Origin of the sequence: Brakhagea slesvicensis (assembly GCF_052161625.1) — a bacterium.
In the GTDB taxonomy this organism is placed as follows: Bacteria; Planctomycetota; Planctomycetia; order Pirellulales; family Pirellulaceae; genus JBKCUI01.
Window position 1 is genome coordinate 3,093,376 of record NZ_CP197412.1, and the last position, 18,688, is coordinate 3,112,063.

Here is an 18,688-nt window from a genome sequence, read left to right on the forward strand (position 1 = left end):
GAGGACTCCATGAGTAATGTCGCTGAATCGATGCAACAAGAAGCCGATCGCTTTCGCAATCGCTACGCCGCTGTTCGCGAGCAGATAGGCCGCGTCATCGTGGGACACGATGACATCGTCAACGGCGTATTGACCGCGATGTTCGTCGGTGGGCATTGTCTGCTCGAAGGCGTACCAGGGCTTGGCAAGACGATGTTGATCAAGACGCTTTCGGAAACCTTGTCGCTCGACTTCAATCGGATTCAGTTCACACCCGACTTGATGCCCTCCGATATCCTCGGGACCAATATGATTGTGGAGAACGATGGTCGCCGTGAATTTCAATTCCAGCGGGGACCGATCTTTACACAGATCTGTTTGGCGGACGAGATCAACCGAGCCACTCCGAAGACCCAATCGGCGTTGCTCGAAACGATGCAGGAAGGAACCGTCACGGTCGCGGGGCACCGTTACGAGCTTCAAAAGCCCTTCTTTGTCCTGGCAACGCAAAACCCGATTGAACAAGAAGGGACCTATCCACTGCCTGAAGCGCAGTTGGACCGGTTCCTGTTCAAGTTAGTGGTGGGGTATTCCACGCGTGAAGAGCTCAATACGATCATCGATCGGACCACGCGTGGCGAGGTGATCAAGCCTGAGAAGGTGATGGATGGCGAAGAGATTCGTCATTGGCAGGCATTGGTGCGGCAAGTTGTATTGGCCAAACACGTTCAGGATTACGCAGCCCGCCTCATCCTCGCGACGCATCCGGGTGGAAAGTTGGCTCCCGACATCACCAATCAATACATACGCTGGGGGGCCAGTCCACGCGGGGCTCAGACGATTGCATTGGCCTCGAAGGTTCGGGCATTGCTCGATGGCCGATACAACGTCAGTTTCGAAGATGTACGACGTGTTTATTTGCCAGCCATGCGGCATCGGGTTTTATTGAACTTCGAGGCCCAGGCTGAGGGGATCGAAACCGATCGCGTTCTGCTCGACATTCTCGAAAAGGTCTCCGAACGGGCTGACGATTTGAACTAGCGAGGCATATCGATTCGAACCCAGAAGGGATGCTGCCGATCGGCTCGCTCTCGGACGTCTCGCAACAAGGTTTTGGAATCGAATTTGGGCTCGATTCGTTTCGTCGGTCCTCCTTTGTGTCGGACGGTAATGATCTGAGTCATGTCGACCATGTCCGACGTCAAGTTGACCGTGTAACGATCGGCTGGAACGATTTCCAAGTCGACCGTGTTGGATTCCTTCAAAATTCGGCTTTCGATCTTGTATTCGGAACCATCGCGATAGAGGAGCGGGTGGACTAGTTTATCTGCGAAGAGCTGCTCGGTCTCAAACCACCAGAAGTAACGGTCGCCGTGTCTCGCGGTCTTGACTTCAAATCGTTCGGGAGCGTAGTTCCTCACGTGACCCGGGGCATTCATCCACTCGATCATGCGAGGCAATTCGTCTTGAAAGTGATCGAGGCCGCGGCCGCGATAGAGGGAAATCATCACATCGTAGTTCCGGTCCTTTAAGAGATTGTCCCAGACGCGTTCATTCGCCATGTGGTGCGATTTGATCCCTTCTCGCGTTGCGATAGCGGTGAGTTCTCCATCGACGAAATAGAACGGGACGTATCGTGTGTTCGGCCAATACTGCTTGACGTATTTATCGACGGTGCCACATATTGCGAGGCAGCCGGCCCAAAGGTCTGGGTGGGCGAGGGCGATGTCCCATGCACCGGTACCTCCCGATTCATGCCCCGATAGAAAGACGCGATCGGTATCGATGCTGAATCGTCGCTTGGCATCGAACAGCGAGCTCAAGACAAACATGTGTTCGTCTTCGGTGTAGTTGTAGTTCGGCATCGTGGTTCGACCCCAACTGGGAGCAATCACGATGTAGCCATTCTTCGATGCTTCTCCCCAGCAGCGTTGATTGGAGGGGTCGACTGGTCCGCACCACCAATTGATCTGGTCCTCGGGGGTTGAGATATCCCCGTGCATGGTGACCACGCATGGATAGCGTCGGTAGGGGTTGTACTCAGGGGGGAGCTGTACGAGATAGGATGCGGACTGACCTTGCAATCGACCTCGCAATGGGACTTCTAGCAAGTAGCGTCCAGGAATGATGGTCTCGGCAATTTGTTCGGGCTGATTGGGGTCTGGGATCGATCGAAAGGGATAGAGATTCGCATCGGGGGTAGCGACTGGAGGCGCCATGGACGCAACGATCTTCGACGCGTACCGAGGTGTTCCCGCCTCCAGTTTGGCCAGCTCCTCCAATAATTGATCATTGCGCGTGGGTGCACCCAAGTAATCCTGAATGATCCGCCGGGCTTTGACCGCCGAAGCGATGAGCGAAATGTTGTCATCGGCGCTACCGGGCCCCAAGATCCAGCCGCCGATGGCCAATGCGGCTCGCAATTCCGGTTTCGTGTTCTGCCTTAATCGTCGGTAGTCGGCGAAGCGTTCCGAAGTGTCAGGAGTCAAGAATCGTTGGATTTCGTCCGCGAGCGGTTTCAATTCCGTTTGGATGGTTGGATCTTTGATTAGTTCTAAATCCTCGCGAATCCACTGCATCACGGTATCGAGTTCGCTCTTCTCTTCGGCGATCAGTTCTTTCTGACGCTCCACCTTGAGTTTGGTCTCGAGGGATAATAGCTCGTAGTCGAAGCTATCCAAGACCCGTTTGGCGAAGGCATGCTGTCCGGCGCGGCGTTTGGCGATGTCGGCGATGGTGAACAGCTGATCTGCGGCCAACTGGTCGTATCGCTTCAAGCTCGAGCGATTGTTCTCAAGCTCGGGGAACTTTTGCATCGCGTAGACCAGCATCTCGCGGGCTTCGGTGTAGCGTTTGGCCGTTTCGTAGAGTTCGACAATGTCCAAGTACGATCGCGCTTTGGTAGGGTCTGCGTTTCGCAAGAGGATGGCTCGAAGAGTATCGGGGGGGATAGCGTCGAGAGAGAGTCGCATGTCCCACGCAAAGTCTCCCTCGGCACCTTGTAGACCCTCGACCCGGACGTAGCTCGGTGCGATTTCCGTGATTCCCTGGACCGCGATCTTTCCGTCGCTGAATCGATAGAAACGGCGGCCGAGATCGCTGAACTCAAAAGGTTGCGGTGTTTCTGCAAAGGCCGTGATGGGTTGCGAGCGGCGCGTATCGGCGGCACGATCTTTGTTGGGTAGTTCAATTTTGACTTGAGGGCGAGCGATGGTCCATCGTTCGTTGTTTCCGTCGGTGATTTGCATCCGATGGAAGTAGATACGACGCAAATCGTCATCCGCCTCCACAATCACCTTGGCTCCTCCCATGGCGCTGCTATTGATGGATGCTTCTTTCTTGATCGAATCGATATCGGATCGGAGAGCCGGGCCGATTGTGATACCGTTGTTGAGGGTAAAGTAGACGCGGTTTTGTCCGAGGGAGTACGAGGGGATAGCCAATGCGCTCGCCAGTGCGACGGCTGTGGTCCAGCATCTCTTTGCCAACAGATTCGATCTGGTCTGCATAAAAAACCTCAACGGACTCTTCGTGCCATCGCTGACGGATTCATTGGTACAGCTCCGACAATCGCTACCGAGCGACCTGGAGTACCCCGGTCGCCCTGCCAGGGACATTTCCCTGACCTTCCTGACTGTACATCTTGCTGAGTCGCTCGGTTCTGCTTTTTTGCTGGATCTCCGTCGATTGCTGCAAATTACTTGAGTCCGCGTCGCTCCAGCAATGCGTCGACCGTTGGTTCTTTGCCACGGAAATCGATGTACTGCTTCATGACTTCCCGGGATCCGCCGCGAGACAGTACGGTTTCTCGAAGCTTTCGACCATTTTCGGGCGTGAGGCCACCATTGGCCCGCATGTGGGCAAAGGCGTCCGCTGCCAGGACTTCGCTCCAGAGATACGCGTAGTAGCCCGCCGAGTACCCGCCGGACCAAACGTGGGCAAAGTAGGAAGTTCGGTAGCGTGGCGGAACCGGTTTGTAGTCGACGCCATATCGCGCCAGCAATTCTCGCTCGAACGACTCGACATCTGAGATCGAAGCGCCGGGACCTACCGAATGCCAGCCTAGGTCGAGCAACGCAGCCGATAGATATTCCAAGGTCTCGTAGCCCTTGTTGAACTTGTTCGCGACAATACTCTTGTTCAGAAGTTCCACAGGAAGGGATTCTCCCGTCTTGTAGTGTTTGGCGTAGTTGGCCAACACCTCGGGATCGATGGCCCAATCTTCATGAAAGGTCGACGGGAACTCGACATAGTCGCGCGGTACCGACGTTCCAGAAAGGAGCGGGTACTCCACGTTCGAGAAGAGACCGTGTACGCCATGCCCCAGTTCGTGGAACATGGTCATGACGTGGTCCAAACTCAAAAGGGTTGGCTCTCCGGCTGCGGGCTGCGGGATATTCATCACATTGACGACCACCGGCAATTGATGAAGCAGTTTTGATTGATTGACGAACGCGTCCATCCAGGCCCCACCCCGTTTGGAGTCGCGTTGGTAGTAGTCGGCGTAAAAGAGACCGATCGGTTTTCCGTCCTTCGAAAGGACATCGAAAACGCGCACCGAAGGATGATAGACAGGGAGATCCTTTCGTTCGCGAAACTCGACTCCGTAGAGCTTTCCAAACGTGTAGAAGACACCTTTGTGAAGCACATTCTCCAATTCGAAATAAGGTTTGATCAAACCCTCGTCGACTTGGTACTTCTCCGCCCGTACCTTCTCTGCGTAATGCTCCCAATCCCAAGGCTGTACGTCGTCTGCAATTCCATCCTTCTTCATGGCAGCGGCAATTTCGCTCGCCTCCGCCTTTGCTTTGGCAACCACTCCAGGCACCAAATCCTGCAGCATCTTGAAAGCGGCTTCTGGCGTGGCGGCCATCTGGTTTTCTAAAGTAAACGCGGCATGGCTTGCATAGCCTAAGATCTTCGCTCGTTCGGCGCGGAGCTTCGCCAGCTCCAGAACGAGGGGACGGTTGTCGAGGCCACCGTTTTCTCCGAGTCCTCGATTGGCGGAGGCTTCCCAAACTTTCTTTCTCGTATCGCGGTTCTTCAACGAGATAAGGACCGGTTGACGGGTGGTGTTGGTGATCGTGAGCAGATACTTCCCTTCGCGTCCCTTCTCTTTGGCTGCTTCCGCCGCTGCAGCGACATCCGCGTCCGACATGCCTGTCAATTGGGCCGCGTCGTCGATCCAGACCGAACGCTCCTTGGTCAGGGCCAGCAGGTTGTTCTGAAACAGAGTCGTTAAGGACGAGAGACGTTCGTTGATTTCGCGGATTCTCTTTTGCTCTTGATCGTTGAGTTTGGCTCCTGCGCGGACGAAGCTTTCGTAGTATTCCTTGAGCAGTCGTTGCTGTTCTTCATTCCAGTCGCGAAAGGACTGCCGATTATTCCAAAGCGTTTCAACGCGTGTGAACAGCGTTTTGTTGAGGTAGATGTCGTCGTAGTGGGAGGCCAGCTTGGGGGCGATCTCCTCTTCGATCGACTGGATTTTCTCGTTGGTATGGGCGGATGCCAAGTTAAAGAAGACGGCTTGGACACGGCGCAGCGTCTCTCCTGTTTTCTCCAACGCGACCAGTGTATTCTCGAAGGTGGGAGCAGCCTTCGTATCTGCAATCGCTTGGACTTGTTCGATTTGTTCCCGCATGCCCGCATCGAAGGCTGGTAGGAAGTGTTCGTCCTGGATCTTGCCAAACTCCGGTGCCAAAAGGGGCAAGGAGCTAGGAACCAACAGAGGATTGGAATTGGTCATAGAAGCAAAGCGAAGGGTGGATGGCTGGTTCAAGTTGGGTTGAATCAAGTCTTGGGCGAAGGAAGGAAGGGATGGCAGTAGGGTGGCTGCTGCGAGCCATTGGATTATTCGACCTCGCATCACGGCGAAACTCCTTCTGGGATAGTGAAGTAATCGTTGATAGAATTGACCATAGCAATCCGGCCCCAAGAAACTCCGGATCGGAATGCGTCAATGATAGCGGAAAATACCAGGATCGCCTCGTGTTCCCGATGATATGAGCTTCTCTGGTGGTTCGGAAAGTTTGGGCTGTTCAATTTCACGAGATTTCTCTCCTGCTCCACGCAAGCGTTGCCTGTCGGAAGTAGCCGGGCGTGTCCGTTCAAGTCTGCTACAATAACGAAACTTTTGAAAGCGCCATAATAAAGGAGTATTATCATGTTTCTGACCGTGATGGGGGCACTTTGTCTTGTTTTCGCAGTGACATTCGCGCAAGACAGCGATTCAACCGCGTTGTATGCGACAGTCGCAAATCGATTTGGTTGGTTCCCAACTATTAATGTCGAGAAAGCCGAGGGTTCAGCCCCCGAGCTTCGTGGTTATCAAGAGTGGGATGAGTTTAAGAAACTTACACTTGCCGTTTCCAAAGAGTGTGAACTCCACCAAGCAAAGTTCTCCAAGGAACTGAAAAGCGCAAGATCGAACCAAGAAAAAGAGGTTGTGGTTCGAAGCTACGTGCTCGAGTCACAAGAACGTGGTCGGAAGTATTTTCATATGGTCGATGAGCTTTTGGATCCTTCACAAAGGCTGAAGATTGTTCAGACTGGCATGCGGGAATCAGCCCATTGGGTCTTTGATCCCTGGGTGAACGATGCGATTGGTGTCGATGCAAGCGGGCTTGATTCCATTCGTAAGCTTTCCGACGAGCGTTTGAGTGAGTTATTAAGCAAGATTTCAGATGGCTTCGGTCTAAAGTTGACGAATCAAGAAATCAACATTTCGGAAAGTCTTGAACAATTGCAGACGGTGACCAAATACTTGAAATTGCTCAATAGGCAGCAACAGGGTTTTGCCCTGTCGATTGTGCTTTCGGTTCCCCACGATGCAAATAATAAAGCTATTGAACGCACGCTTCGAAGTCGATTGGTTGCCAGGTGGAAAGAGACGGATGAAAGGGCTCGTATTGAAAAAGCCGTTTCTGAACTCATTTCCGTTCTAGCAGACGACAAAGAATAGGGACATGAACCTTGGTCTGATTTATCTTTGTTCGATGATGGCCATTCTCGTGGCGACCTACGGAGTTGCCCTGCTCTTGGCGTCCATCCTGAAGGTCTGGCGGTGGGGGTGGGGAACTGTTGCATTCGTTGCGATACCCATCTGGTTTTTTCTGGGAGTCTTTTGCTTGGATTCCTACCTTCCGTCGGTCTTTTCGGGGTGGCATCGGTGGCAAAACGGCGCTCTGCCGAGGGAGCATTGTTTGACATACGAGCCTAGTTTTTATCGTCTTTATGCTTCCTATCGCATGAGTCCCGAAGCGTTCGATTCGTGGGTGGCAACGCACGATTGGAGCTTGCATGCGGTGGAGAATGGGCTTCACGTCAACGATGGTGAGAAGCTGAAACTCGATAACCCAGAAAGGACGTACGCCACCGAGCCTGCTCCGAACGGTAAGCAACTGCGAGTCTATTATCGATCGGGAGTGATGTACGTCGCTTACAACTCGAATTGATTAGAATTTTCGAGGAAGACGGGTCGTGTGCGCGATGGGTTAGTGGAGGAAGCATTGCGCGACGTGGTATCCTCGCAATCCTAAATCACTTGCCGCATAGGTGAAGATCACGTCGATCACCTCCCCCGAGCCTGTTTGGTGCGCGGATTCCTTTAAGCATTCGGCCGCGGCGGTAGGGGTGACACGACTTCCTTGGATATACATGAAAAGTCGAGGGCGAAACATCTTTTCATACGCATCGAAACACATGTCTCTGGCTTTTCTTTCCACCCAAGGCTTCACTACGAGTCGTTTGAAAAATGTGATGTAGCACAGGCTGAGACCTAAGATCCAGAAGATGCTCAGCATGGCAAACGTGCCGTTGTTTCCTATTCCCCAAGCCAAGAGCAAAGGGAGGAGCAGGATGGCGTAAAACGGCAGCACGACTTTTTGATTTTCCATCCGACTGAGGCTTCGTTCGAGCATCTCATACTCTTTTCGAAGTTCGGCGACGGCCAAGTCGGCTTGTCGCATGAGCGACGGGGATTTCTCATCGGACAAAGTCAAATTGAGTTGATCCATCGCGTCCCAAGCAGCCATTTGTACGAGAAGGAGCACACGATAATCCTCCTTGGACTTCAGGGCTGGAAAGGTCTCCATGAAGCGTTGGTTGTTGCGGGCGATTTCGTCTTGCACCTCCGCGATCTTTCTCGCTGCAGGGAGCCAGGGTTCCAAGCAGTAGGCGCGAAGCATGTCGTCGATCCACTGCCGGATAGAATTTTCGCCGATCCTCACTCTGTCGAACTGGATGTAGGCTAGCAACAATTCGAGGAACCCCAGATCCTGATCGAATCCATCCGGGATTTCGCTGCCATGGGACTGGATCCACTGCCACTTTTCCTGGACCCAATCGGCATTGGCGGTCCAAGCCATGCGTTTGAGGGCATGGATGTAGAAGATCAGATGGTGGGTGGTGAGTCGCTGTTGGAAGTTGGATTCGCATGCGCTGAGCCATTGCGAATACGATTCAAATGGGACTTCGCGAAAGATTCTTTCCCAGAGGGGTTCGCTGGCAGGGAAAAACGCGCTCGGAGGAACGATTTTGCTGAGTGTCAGTAGAATCGAGAAAGCGGAAGAGGTATCGACATCGGTAGCCAGATGCTCTCGCAACAAACGCAGCAATCCGGGATCTGTTGGATATTGTTTGAGTCCCGTCAACAGCCACTTTAAGAACCTATGAGGATCCTCTCGCTGGAGAATGTCGGACAGGATTGCTAATTCAAAGAAATCTCGAGGCGATTTGGTTGTCGCTCCAACGAGATGTCTGTAATAGGCCTCAGGGTCCGTGTCGAAATTCGGGGCTTGAGGAGGCGATGGGAAGTGCGAATCGATTGAGGAGGAGGGAACCGTCGTTCGGCTTTGGATCGGGGATTGGTTTGCGACTTCCCAAGCGTCCTTTTTCTCTTTCTCGAGGTCGCGGTCCGCGCCATATCGCAATTCCATTTCCAACGATTCGTAGGCGTCGCGAATACGTTGGAATTCTGCTGGATGTGTCTCCGGTTTGTAGATGCGAATCAAGCGGCCGTAGGAGCGTTTAAGATCTTTGCGGTCGAAGCCGTCGGGGAGTTCAAAGAAGCCTGTTGGGTCGTTTGGCAATCGGTCCCATCGGACGTTGTCCGCATCCATAGTTGTTTGTACTTTCTTCGCTGGGACTTTTATGGACGAAGCGATGTTATGAGAATCGCCTTGATGGCCATCGCGGCGATCCACCACGTGTACCACGGGAGTTCAAAAATGGATCCAAGAGCATTTCTTACAGCTTCCATTCCTATCGCTTTGGATGGTGCTGTGGCATTCACTCGGGTCATTTTGGAAAGGGTATTAAACCAATCCTTCTCCAGCTCCATTAGATGTGGAAACTCCTGCCCAATCAGAGCCACTCCTTTTTGAATTTCCTTGAGATGTTTTTTGTCTTGTATGGATCGAGCGAATTGCGATTTCACACGGACGGCGTCCCCGGGAGGTAGAACGACGATGACTTTGAACGCATTGAAAAGCCCCATATGCATGCCGGGGGTCTGAGCGAGCTTGGGAAAGTCTCCCCGGCTGGTGGCGACGGTGCGCAATCGATGGACTACCGGTCCGAGTTCAGGAAAATTCTTGGTGTCCATTCCGTTCAGCATTGGTTCAAGCTGGTCGAGAGGGAGTTTCCAGAAGTCCCGTTGGACCATTCGGACTTGAGTTCGAAGCGCGTCACGTTGATTGCGTCGATCGCCGGTGACGACGGATTCCTCATGATCCAATCGTTCCTTTTGCAGCAGGGTGCGACGCAGGGTCAAGAGTTCTCCTGACTCGAACATCGGGTTCATACGGAGTGTTGTCTGCAAGTAGTCGCGTTCTCGTTCGCTGATCATTCTCTACTCGTCGTCATTCTCGAAGTATTCGATGCCCAATTCCGCGAGGACCGTTCGCAGCACTTGTTCGGCTCTTTCGCATTCCGCTTTGTCGCAAGACGCCATCGCCCCCTCGAAGTAATCCAGTGCACGATCGAGCTGTTTCCTTTCTTCTCGATTGATTTCCCCGAGCATACGTTCGCAGAATCGAGCGAGCTTTTGATATTCCAAATTCTCTCGAGGGTAGATCTTCAAAGCTTGAAGCCGATCGATGGCATCGCGTATTTGGTCTTCATTGAGACCGTGGACATGGTTGGTCAAAACGGTGCGATGTTTTTTACCGCCCGCAGAGTAGGCTTCTACTTCGAGCAGACCATTCAAGTCGTAGGTGAACCGAATGTGAATCGGTTGCCCGGCTGGACCTGGAGCGATGTCCTTCACGGAAAGGGAACCCAATGCGATATTGTCGGCGACCTTTCTCGCGTCCCCTTGATACACCCGAACTTCGACTTGCTTTTGATTCGGTGCAACAGTGACGAAGACTTCCTCACGGGAAATAGGAATCGTGCTGTTGCGATGCAAGATGGGATGGAAGTAGCCGGCTGCGGTTTGCCCTCCGAACTCCTTTGCGATTTCAACGCCGAGTGTGAAGGGGCAAACGTCTGTCATCACCAGATCGTTGACGGCCGAATCGTTTTCCATCAACGCAGCTTGGATGGCGGCTCCGAGCGCGACGACTTCGTCGGGGTTATGATCCATGCTCGGAGGTTTACCGAAGTAGGACTTCATGTAGTCTTGCAGGATCGGCATTCGGGTGGCTCCCCCGACGAGCAGGACATCGTCGATTTCCCGTGGTGTCAAGTTCGCATCGCGGAGGGCCCGATCGATGGGAGTCGAGATCCTTTTCATCAAGCCTTCGCTTAAGCGTGCGAAGGTGTTTCGATCGACGCGAAATTCCTTCGGAGTTTCCGCGATGGTACCGTCGAGATCGGGCAGTCGAATCCGAACGACTTCCTCGCTCGCGAGTTTTCGTTTTGCTTGTTCGCATTCCACTCGCAGCCGTGCAACGCGCAGGGGTTGTTTCAGCTCTGCGACTTCGAGTTGCAGTTTCTCATGTTGGAGAATGGCTGAGACGATGCGGTCGGTGAAGTCTTCGCCACCGAGCATGCTTTCCCCGGCGGTGGAGCGAATCTCCAAGGTCCCTTCGAAGACTTCCATGATGGTCACATCAAACGTACCGCCACCGAGATCGATAACACAGAGTTGGCGCTCTTGGTCACGGGCGTGAAACCCATAAACGAGTGCCGCTGCGGTCGGCTCATTGATGATCCTGCGGACCCGCAGGCCGGCAAGCTCCCCTGCGATTTTGGTCGCTTGACGTTGGTGGTCATGAAAATAGGCCGGAACGGTAATCACCGCTTCAGTGACCTCTTCACCAAGGAAATTCTCAGCGTCGGCTACCAGCGACTTCAGGACAAGACTGCTGAGCTCGTAGGGTAGAAAGGTCTTTGGCCCGACCTGGATCTTTCGATCGGAGCCCATGTAGCGTTTGAAGCAGGAGGCGGTTCGTTCGGGATGGGTGACACGCAACTCCTTTGCCGCGCTCCCGACGACGATCTCCCCCGATTCCAATATCCCCACGACCGAGGGGGTGAGAAATCCGCCGTGTGAATTGGGGATAAGAATGGGGCTGGAATCCCGAAAAACCGCGCACAGGGAATGGGTCGTACCTAGGTCGATTCCAATAACGTTCGACATCGGGGTGGTTCACGCAAAAGGCAAGTTCATCATCGCGATGGATGGAATTATGATTTGTCCTAAAGGTCTTGTCGATAAAGATACCAGCAGCTGACTCCTAGGATGACAAGGATGAAGGCGGTGTTGCTGTATATCGGTTGCCAAGGATCCGATTGTTCTTTGGGCCGATTCAGATCATCGGCGCTGAGTGCCAATGCCTTGTTGTTGGGTTTGACCAGCATGTATTCGATCGTTTGATTGACGGCAGCGGGTTTCGGATTGAGCATATAAAACGGATCGATCAAGTAGCGGAAGGCCATTTCCAACCCGGATAACGATGGACGGATCGAGGCGGTCGAAGTGTTCGCTTTCAGATCCCATCGATCCGCTTGCGTGACGTGATGCGAGACCCAGAGCTGATCGTCTTGCGCGTAGGCGATGGCCAGCACCGAACCTTGCCCTGCTAATCGAGGCTTCTCGAGAGACTTGCCGTCTGGAGAGACGACCCATACCGATCCGTCTTGATCCAGAAGTGCGAATCGTCCTTCGGAGTCGACTCGCATCTGTTTGATCGAAGTTCGCCCCAGTTGTTCTAGATTGCCAGCGACTTCTTTTTTGGTGACATCGATGAGCACAGGGACCTCACCATTCGGGCAAACGATGGCGATTTGGTCGTTGCAGGCGATCAAGCTAACTTGGCTCTTGTCCCCATCGAGTGGAAACGAACTTTGCAATTCGAATTCCTTTTCCGTCTCTTTCCAGATGGTTACTTCCCCGTTGCTGATGGAGCAGATGGTGGTCGAAGTGGGGGAAACCGCCAAATCGAATGACTTCCCGAACTCCGCACCGTTCAGGATCGGTCGGAAGGCTGAGATGGCTTTGTCGGTGTTTACCCCGAAGGCTTGGAACATGGAGGACAAACCTGGAAATTGCTTTTCCTCGCTAGCGACCTTCGTCGGGTCGAAAGCGTATAGGCCGTCTCGGGTAACGACAGCGAGCGAATCCTTCCAAGGAATAATCTGGGTAGGACTGCTGGGGAGTTCTGGTCCGCTATCGATTCGGCCATCCGCCCAAGGTTTCGAGCGAAAGGTTTTGTCGTTGGCATCGGCGACATCGGGGAGTCTCGCGAACTCAAGTTTCGTGTCGAAGGTTCTGCCCAAGCCAAAGGGGGTGGCGTTGATTCGAGCGAAGTAAAGATTCTTTTGATCGGGGAGCCACACAGGACCGAGTAGTTGCTGACCGTCGACTTCGCCATAGGCAGTTCGCCACGTCGATTCCTTTGCATCCCAAATCAGCAATCGTCCTTGGGCGTTCCCCATGACCACCGTGTCGTTCATCGCATAGATGCGGGTGGCTTGGGGTTGGATATTGATCGCCACGTCGAAGAAAAAATGGATCGTTCCGACGCCAAAGCAAACCGCCCAGAAAACGGCGGTGACGACAACGCAGATGATCGGGTTTTTCCAGATCAATCCCACAAGCGATGAAACAGAATAGTAAACCATGAACATAAAAACGAACAAAGGAATGCACCAGAGTATTCCTGTGTTCCAAATTTCAAGTCGCAAGCCGGCAAAGAAGTAGAGACCGATTAGCAGGTAAACGATATTGACGGCGACAAAGATACAACCGCCCGTGAACTTGGTAAGAAACAAGAGGCTTCGGGATATTGGTTTGCTCAGCAATAAATGGAGAGAGCCCGTTTGAAACATGTCTGGGATCATGGGGCTGGTGATGATAATCGCGATCAACATCGCCGCGATTCCCAATCCTACTCGCATGACCAACGGGAAAATCGTTCTCTCGATGATGGGCCGTAAGCCATCGATCGAGAGAGGGAGCGGTTGTCCGAGTGGTATGTTGGCCCAAGTGATCAGCGTGGCTTGACCGTCCGACGAGCTGAGTCGATTCGGGAATGCGAGGTCGATGAGTCGGCGGTTAAGTCGTTCGCGTTCGCTATCGCTGAGGGATGGCTTTTCTACCAGCTCTTTGATTTCTTTGCGTCGTTCGGCGGTGGGCCAGGCTTCCGCGTCGTAAAGGTCTTCGACGGTGAGCAAACGATTAAGCTCCTCCAGCAGCGATCCGATTGCGATTTTGCGATCGCTCTCTTTGCGTTGTTGGAGCATGGTTTGGAATTCTTCGCTGAGTTTCGCGTAGATGGCTCGAGCCGCCTTCGAACCTTTGCCTGCGGACGCGTCAGCGAGCGAGTCCATAATGGCTTTGGCGCTGTTTTCCGACGAGAAGGTACGGCGCGCGATGCGATAGCTCTCCGTCGACGAAATGGTCAACGGAAAGAGTGCTGCTAGGAGCAATGTCCAAGCGGCGAGGAGCATCCATAGGACGCGAGAGCGAATGGACTCTAAGAAACTGTCGTAAAGAACGGCAATGTAGGGTTTCATACGTGCTGAAGATGAGGTCCGGGGATTTGTTCGGGGCGTTATCGTAAGTGGGGAGGAACAGAACCTACGAAACTCATGAAGACTTGCTCCAAGCTCGGTCGGAATCGCTCGACGGCCAAGATGCTGATTTGTTGGGCGCGGAGTCGGTCGATCAAACCATCAAGGGAGATTTGATCGGGCAAACTCAACTCCACGCGAAAGACCCGTTCGGTCTCGGAGAGTGGGACGATGCTGACCGGATCGCTCGACGAGAAAAAGGCCTCGAGCGATGTTCCTTCGGGGCTCTGCAATTCGAGGATCACTGCACCTTGTTGGGCAAGCGGGTTTTGGCGGATCAGTTCATCGATCGGGCCTTGGCCTCGGAGTTGTCCCAAGGCCATGATCGCGACGCGATCGCAGATCAGTTCGACCTCTTGAAGGATATGGCTGTTCAGGAAGACCGTCTTACCACGCGCTTTGAGGCGGGTGAGCAAGTCCCGGATTTGTGAACGGCCCATCGGGTCGAGGCCGTCGGTCGGTTCGTCCATGATCAGCAATTCCGGATCATGCAACAGGGCTTGGGCTAATCCCAACCGCTGTCTCATCCCTTTCGAGTAACGGCGAACCGGCTCGTGTTCCCGGCCGGTCAGATCGACCATATCGAACACTTCCCGTTCGCGGGCTGCGATTTGAGAATCGGTCAATTCGCTAAGGCGACCGTAGAAGTACAGGGCGCTGCGGCCGGTGTGGTGTCGTGGGAAAATCAAGTTCTCGGGAAGGTAGCCGATTTTCCTTCGGGCTGCTTTGCTGCCAGCCTCCATATTGAGGACGGTCGCTTTTCCTTTGCTTGGGTGGAGGATGCCGAGCAGGATCTTGATCAAGGTCGTTTTGCCGGCGCCGTTGGGGCCGAGGAGTCCGAAGACTTCCCCGTTTCGAACATCCAGGCTGACGTTTTGAAGCGCCTTGTGATGTTTTCGAAACAATATCCCTTCGCTGTAGGTCTTGGAAAGTTGCTCAACAGAGATGGCTGCAGCCATAGGGTACCCATCGATGAAGTGGAAACGAGATTAGCGATTCGAATTCGTCGAGGGTCACGAATTCTTGGGGAACGTCTGGCGGACGTCCTCGAGAATCCTATCAGAAAGGAAAGGCGGCGGAAATCAAAAGCTGCCTATTCCTTTTGGTTTCTGGTGTTGGGTTTCTGCTGTTGGGTTTCTGCTACGGCTTCAGTACAGACTTCACGACTTCCCCGGAATGCATCTTTTCGAATGCCTCGTGCCATTGCTCGATGGGCCAGACCCCACCGATGATCGGACGGACATTGAGTTGGCCGCTAGCAAGGATGGCGATCACCCGTTCCCAAATCGCCCAGTGGTGGCTGAAGCTTCCTTGTAGGCGAACATTCTTTTGCACCAACGGATCGATGTTGAACCCGAGAGGTTGTGGCCCCCAACCGACTTTGCTGATCCACCCGGCGGGGCGAACGAGATCCAGTGCGATCTTCAACGTGATGCTCGCACCTGCTGCGTCGATGATGCCATCGGCACCCATACCATCGCGTTCCATCGCCCAAGCCTTTGCGTCGCCAATGATGGGGATACAACCGTAGTTCTCGGCGGCGATGTTCAATCGATGGCGATCGGCTTCCAAGCCGACAATGGCCACCTCAGCACCGCAAAGTCTCGCCATGGCAGCGCACAGGATACCGATGGTGCCAGGGCCGAGGACTACGACACGATCACCTGGTTCGATGTGGGCGTTTTTGACCACGGCGTTGTACGCGACACAACATGGCTCGGTGAGGCATGCCTGCTCAAAGGGGAGATGGTCGGGAACATGATGCAAGATGCGCGAAGGGACTCGGACGTAGCGCGTCATGGCACCGTGAACCCCATAGCCAAATCCTTTGCGAGTGGGGTCGAGGTTGTAGCGTCCTTGCCGGCTCATGGGGTTGTTGGGATCGATGATAGCGGCGGTTTCGCTGACCACTCTATTTCCGACTTCCCAACCGACAACGCGCGAGCCCTTTTCCACGATCGTGCCACCGAACTCGTGTCCTAAGACCACGGGGTAGTTCACGGGCCAAGAGTGATCGGCGGTCCACTGATGAAGATCGCTGCCACAAACTCCCACATTGCTCACCTCGAGCAGCACATCCTCATCGCCGATGGAGGGAGTTTCGATTTCTCGAATCTCCACGGAGCCCTTTTGAGGTGCGAAATTCACGACGGCAGGGGAAGTCGGCATAGGAGGGAATCCAACGGCAGCGAGGGGAGGAAAGCAACGGGAAAGCTTGGTTAAACCGATTCTATGAACCGGCGAGTTATTAAAGCATATGCAGCGAACTTTGTCGCTCCCGGTCGATTTACCGCCTCGAATTCGATACACTTTTGAAGTTGAGCTCTGTCGGGAAACAGAGTTCCATTCGCTTTGACAGGTTTCTTGCAATGTAAAACTCGAAGGACAAAAACATGAGTAGCACGCCCGCTCTTCCCGCGGATTCAATCGTCACCGAATCCGCCTTCACCCAGATGCTGATGAAAGTCTGGGGTTACGATTCTCTGCGGCCCTCGCAGCGCGATGCGGTCGAATCAATATTGCGCCGCCGCGATACTCTGGTCGTGATGCCGACCGGGGGTGGCAAGTCGCTTTGTTACCAAGCTCCCGCTGTATACTCCGGCGGTTTGACGGTCGTTGTCTCCCCGTTGCTGGCGTTGATGAAAGATCAAGTCGACGCGTTGCGAACGGTGGGAGTGTGCGCGGTGCGTGTCGATAGCACGTTAAATGCCGAAGAAAAACGGGACGCTGCCAGGCTGGTCCGTTCCGGCGAGGCAAGGTTGCTGTTCGTCTCACCGGAGCGATTGTTGAGCCCCGATTTCCTTCGCTTTCTCTCGGAGCATCCGCCCCATACGTTTGCCATCGACGAGGCCCACTGCGTATCCCAATGGGGGCACGATTTCCGCCCTGAATATCGGCAACTGGGGCAGTTGCGAAGTCAGTTTCCCAAAGCGGCGATCCACGCGTTCACCGCGACAGCCACGCAGCGAGTTCGCAAAGATATTGTCGAACAATTGCAGCTGCGCGATCCCAACGTACTGGTCAGTTCCTTTGATCGCCCCAATCTGAACTACCGTATCATCCCGCGTGGAGATTTGTTCACGCAGGTCTATGAAGTTTGCGATCGATTCAGAGGGACTGGCGGGATCGTCTATTGCATGCGTCGCAAAGATGTGGAGGAGCACACCGCTTACCTCGTGTCAAAAGGAATCTCCGCGGTCGGATATCACGCCGGAATGCCCCACGAAGAACGCAAACGAGCCCAGGAAGCGTTTGTTGGCGAGACCGTGGATGTCGTCGTCGCAACCGTTGCGTTTGGAATGGGAATCGATCGATCGAACGTTCGTTTCGTCGTTCACGCTGCGATGCCGAAGTCGATCGAACATTACCAACAGGAAACGGGCCGTGCAGGACGAGATGGGCTCCCCGCCGACTGCACGTTGTTCTTTTCCGCCGCCGATGCGATCGCAATCCGTCGACTTACCGAAAAGAGTCTGTTGGACGCCCACGCCGATGAGGCGATCCTGCAATCCACGTTGCAGCATTTGGAAGACATGGTGAATTACTGCCGCGTTCCCAAGTGCCGGCACCGCGCGTTGGTCGAATACTTTGCCGAGCCCTATCCTCGGCCATCGTGCGGCGCGTGCGATGTCTGTCTGGGGGAAACCGATTGCATCCCCGAAGCCAAAGAGGTTGCCCAGAAAATCCTGTCGTGTGTCTTTCGCATCGACGAGCGATTCGGTGTGAAGTACCTCACCGATGTTTTGCTGGGAGCCAATACAAAAGAGGTGCGATCGCGCAAGCACGATCAATTGAGCACGTACGGCATCATGAAGGGATACACCAAGGAGCAAATCCAAGATTGGGTCTATCAGCTAGTGGGGCAGCAGATGTTGCGGATCGAGGCTGGCGAGTACCCCATTGTGAAACTCGGGAGCGACGCAAAGGGAGTGTTGCGAGGAACGGTCACACCGATCCTGTTGCAATCGGCCCCGAAGAAAATCAAAGCGGCGCAATCCACGAGCTTGCTCAGCGAAGCGGCCGATCAGCCCCTTTTCGAGGCGTTGAGGCAAGTTCGAAAGCAGCTTGCAGCGGACGCAAATCTGCCACCTTATGTGATCGTCAATGATCGATCCCTTTTAGAGATGGCGGCGGTCCGACCCAGTTCGCTTGACGGATTGAAAGCGATCCATGGCATGGGGGAGTCGCGATGCAAGGCCTACGGCGAGGCCTTTTTCGCGTGCATCGAACGGGTCGCGATGGGTAGAGGATTGGCCCGGGATGTTCGGGTCCTCCACGAAATCGTCCGGCGCGATTCACGCGACGGTGGGTCTGGTACGCATGGCGCCGCCCGCGAAGGGATTCCCGGCAGACAGCAGGAAGCGAGGAAGCACTTTCGACGCAAGGAATCGATCGAAGCGGTCGCAGCTGCTATGAATCTCTCGAGGGGAACCATCGCGAGATACCTTGTCGAGTGGCTGGAGTCCGAATCCAGCGAGAGCATCGAGCCTTGGGTGAGTCACGATGTGGAGTTGAAGGTGTTGGAGGCGGCCAAGGTGACGCAAGCCGATCGACTCAAGCCCATCTTCGAATACTTGAATGGGACGGTGGATTACGAAACGATTCGCATCGTGTTATCGTTTCACACCTCGCGTGTCGGTCGTTAAGTCATGACGTCGCTAGGCGACCATGCTTCGATCTTCCTTTTCTT

General features: G+C 54.1%; 12 protein-coding genes. 4 read left to right on the plus strand and 8 right to left on the minus strand.

Translation table 11 applies throughout. The features are described from left to right. Positions 1–9: 9 nt before the first annotated feature. Positions 10–1,020 carry an AAA family ATPase gene (locus SH467x_RS11635; RefSeq protein WP_482367291.1) on the plus strand — a complete coding sequence of 337 codons (1,011 nt, stop codon included), beginning with the start codon at positions 10–12 and terminating at the stop codon, positions 1,018–1,020. Here the strand turns inward: SH467x_RS11635 and SH467x_RS11640 are convergent. Continuing rightward, positions 1,017–3,488 carry a carboxylesterase family protein gene (locus SH467x_RS11640; RefSeq protein ID WP_482367292.1) on the minus strand — a complete coding sequence of 824 codons (2,472 nt, stop codon included), beginning with the start codon at positions 3,486–3,488 and terminating at the stop codon, positions 1,017–1,019. The genes SH467x_RS11635 and SH467x_RS11640 overlap by 4 nt on opposite strands. A 188-nt stretch (positions 3,489–3,676) precedes the next feature. Further along, the gene (locus SH467x_RS11645; protein ID WP_482371365.1) at positions 3,677–5,845 is read right to left on the minus strand and encodes a M3 family metallopeptidase; all 2,169 of its coding nucleotides are present in this window, start codon (positions 5,843–5,845) and stop codon (positions 3,677–3,679) included. 297 nt (positions 5,846–6,142) lie between these two features. Between SH467x_RS11645 and SH467x_RS11650 the strand changes: the two genes are divergently transcribed. Both SH467x_RS11650 and SH467x_RS11655 read left to right on the plus strand, forming a co-directional pair. Next, positions 6,143–6,940, plus strand: a complete 798-nt coding sequence (locus tag SH467x_RS11650) for a hypothetical protein (RefSeq protein ID WP_482367293.1) — start codon at positions 6,143–6,145, stop codon at positions 6,938–6,940. A 4-nt stretch (positions 6,941–6,944) separates the two neighbouring features. Next, positions 6,945–7,433 (plus strand): hypothetical protein, encoded by a 489-nt coding sequence (locus tag SH467x_RS11655; protein WP_482367294.1) that lies wholly within the window; start codon positions 6,945–6,947, stop codon positions 7,431–7,433. Positions 7,434–7,472: 39 nt separating this feature from the next. Here the strand turns inward: SH467x_RS11655 and SH467x_RS11660 are convergent, their stop codons facing one another. The 6 genes from SH467x_RS11660 to SH467x_RS11685 form a co-directional block, all read right to left on the minus strand. Then, positions 7,473–9,098 (minus strand): hypothetical protein, encoded by a 1,626-nt coding sequence (locus SH467x_RS11660; protein ID WP_482367295.1) that lies wholly within the window; start codon positions 9,096–9,098, stop codon positions 7,473–7,475. Between the two features lie 29 nt (positions 9,099–9,127). Beyond that, on the minus strand, positions 9,128–9,826 hold the full coding sequence (locus tag SH467x_RS11665; RefSeq protein WP_482367296.1) for a hypothetical protein: 699 nt from the start codon (positions 9,824–9,826) through the stop codon (positions 9,128–9,130). 3 nt (positions 9,827–9,829) lie between these two features. After that, complete coding sequence (locus tag SH467x_RS11670) at positions 9,830–11,563, minus strand: Hsp70 family protein (protein ID WP_482367297.1); 1,734 nt, start codon at positions 11,561–11,563, stop codon at positions 9,830–9,832. A gap of 59 nt (positions 11,564–11,622) precedes the next feature. Next, on the minus strand, positions 11,623–13,941 hold the full coding sequence (locus SH467x_RS11675; RefSeq protein ID WP_482367298.1) for an ABC transporter permease: 2,319 nt from the start codon (positions 13,939–13,941) through the stop codon (positions 11,623–11,625). A 38-nt stretch (positions 13,942–13,979) separates the two neighbouring features. Beyond that, on the minus strand, positions 13,980–14,957 hold the full coding sequence (locus tag SH467x_RS11680) for an ABC transporter ATP-binding protein (protein WP_482367299.1): 978 nt from the start codon (positions 14,955–14,957) through the stop codon (positions 13,980–13,982). Between the two features lie 181 nt (positions 14,958–15,138). Next, the gene (locus SH467x_RS11685) at positions 15,139–16,167 is read right to left on the minus strand and encodes a zinc-binding dehydrogenase (RefSeq protein ID WP_482367300.1); all 1,029 of its coding nucleotides are present in this window, start codon (positions 16,165–16,167) and stop codon (positions 15,139–15,141) included. 224 nt (positions 16,168–16,391) lie between these two features. Here SH467x_RS11685 and recQ point away from each other — a divergent pair, with 224 nt between their 5' ends. Then, positions 16,392–18,644 (plus strand): DNA helicase RecQ, encoded by a 2,253-nt coding sequence (gene recQ / locus SH467x_RS11690; protein ID WP_482367301.1) that lies wholly within the window; start codon positions 16,392–16,394, stop codon positions 18,642–18,644. Positions 18,645–18,688 lie beyond the last annotated feature (44 nt).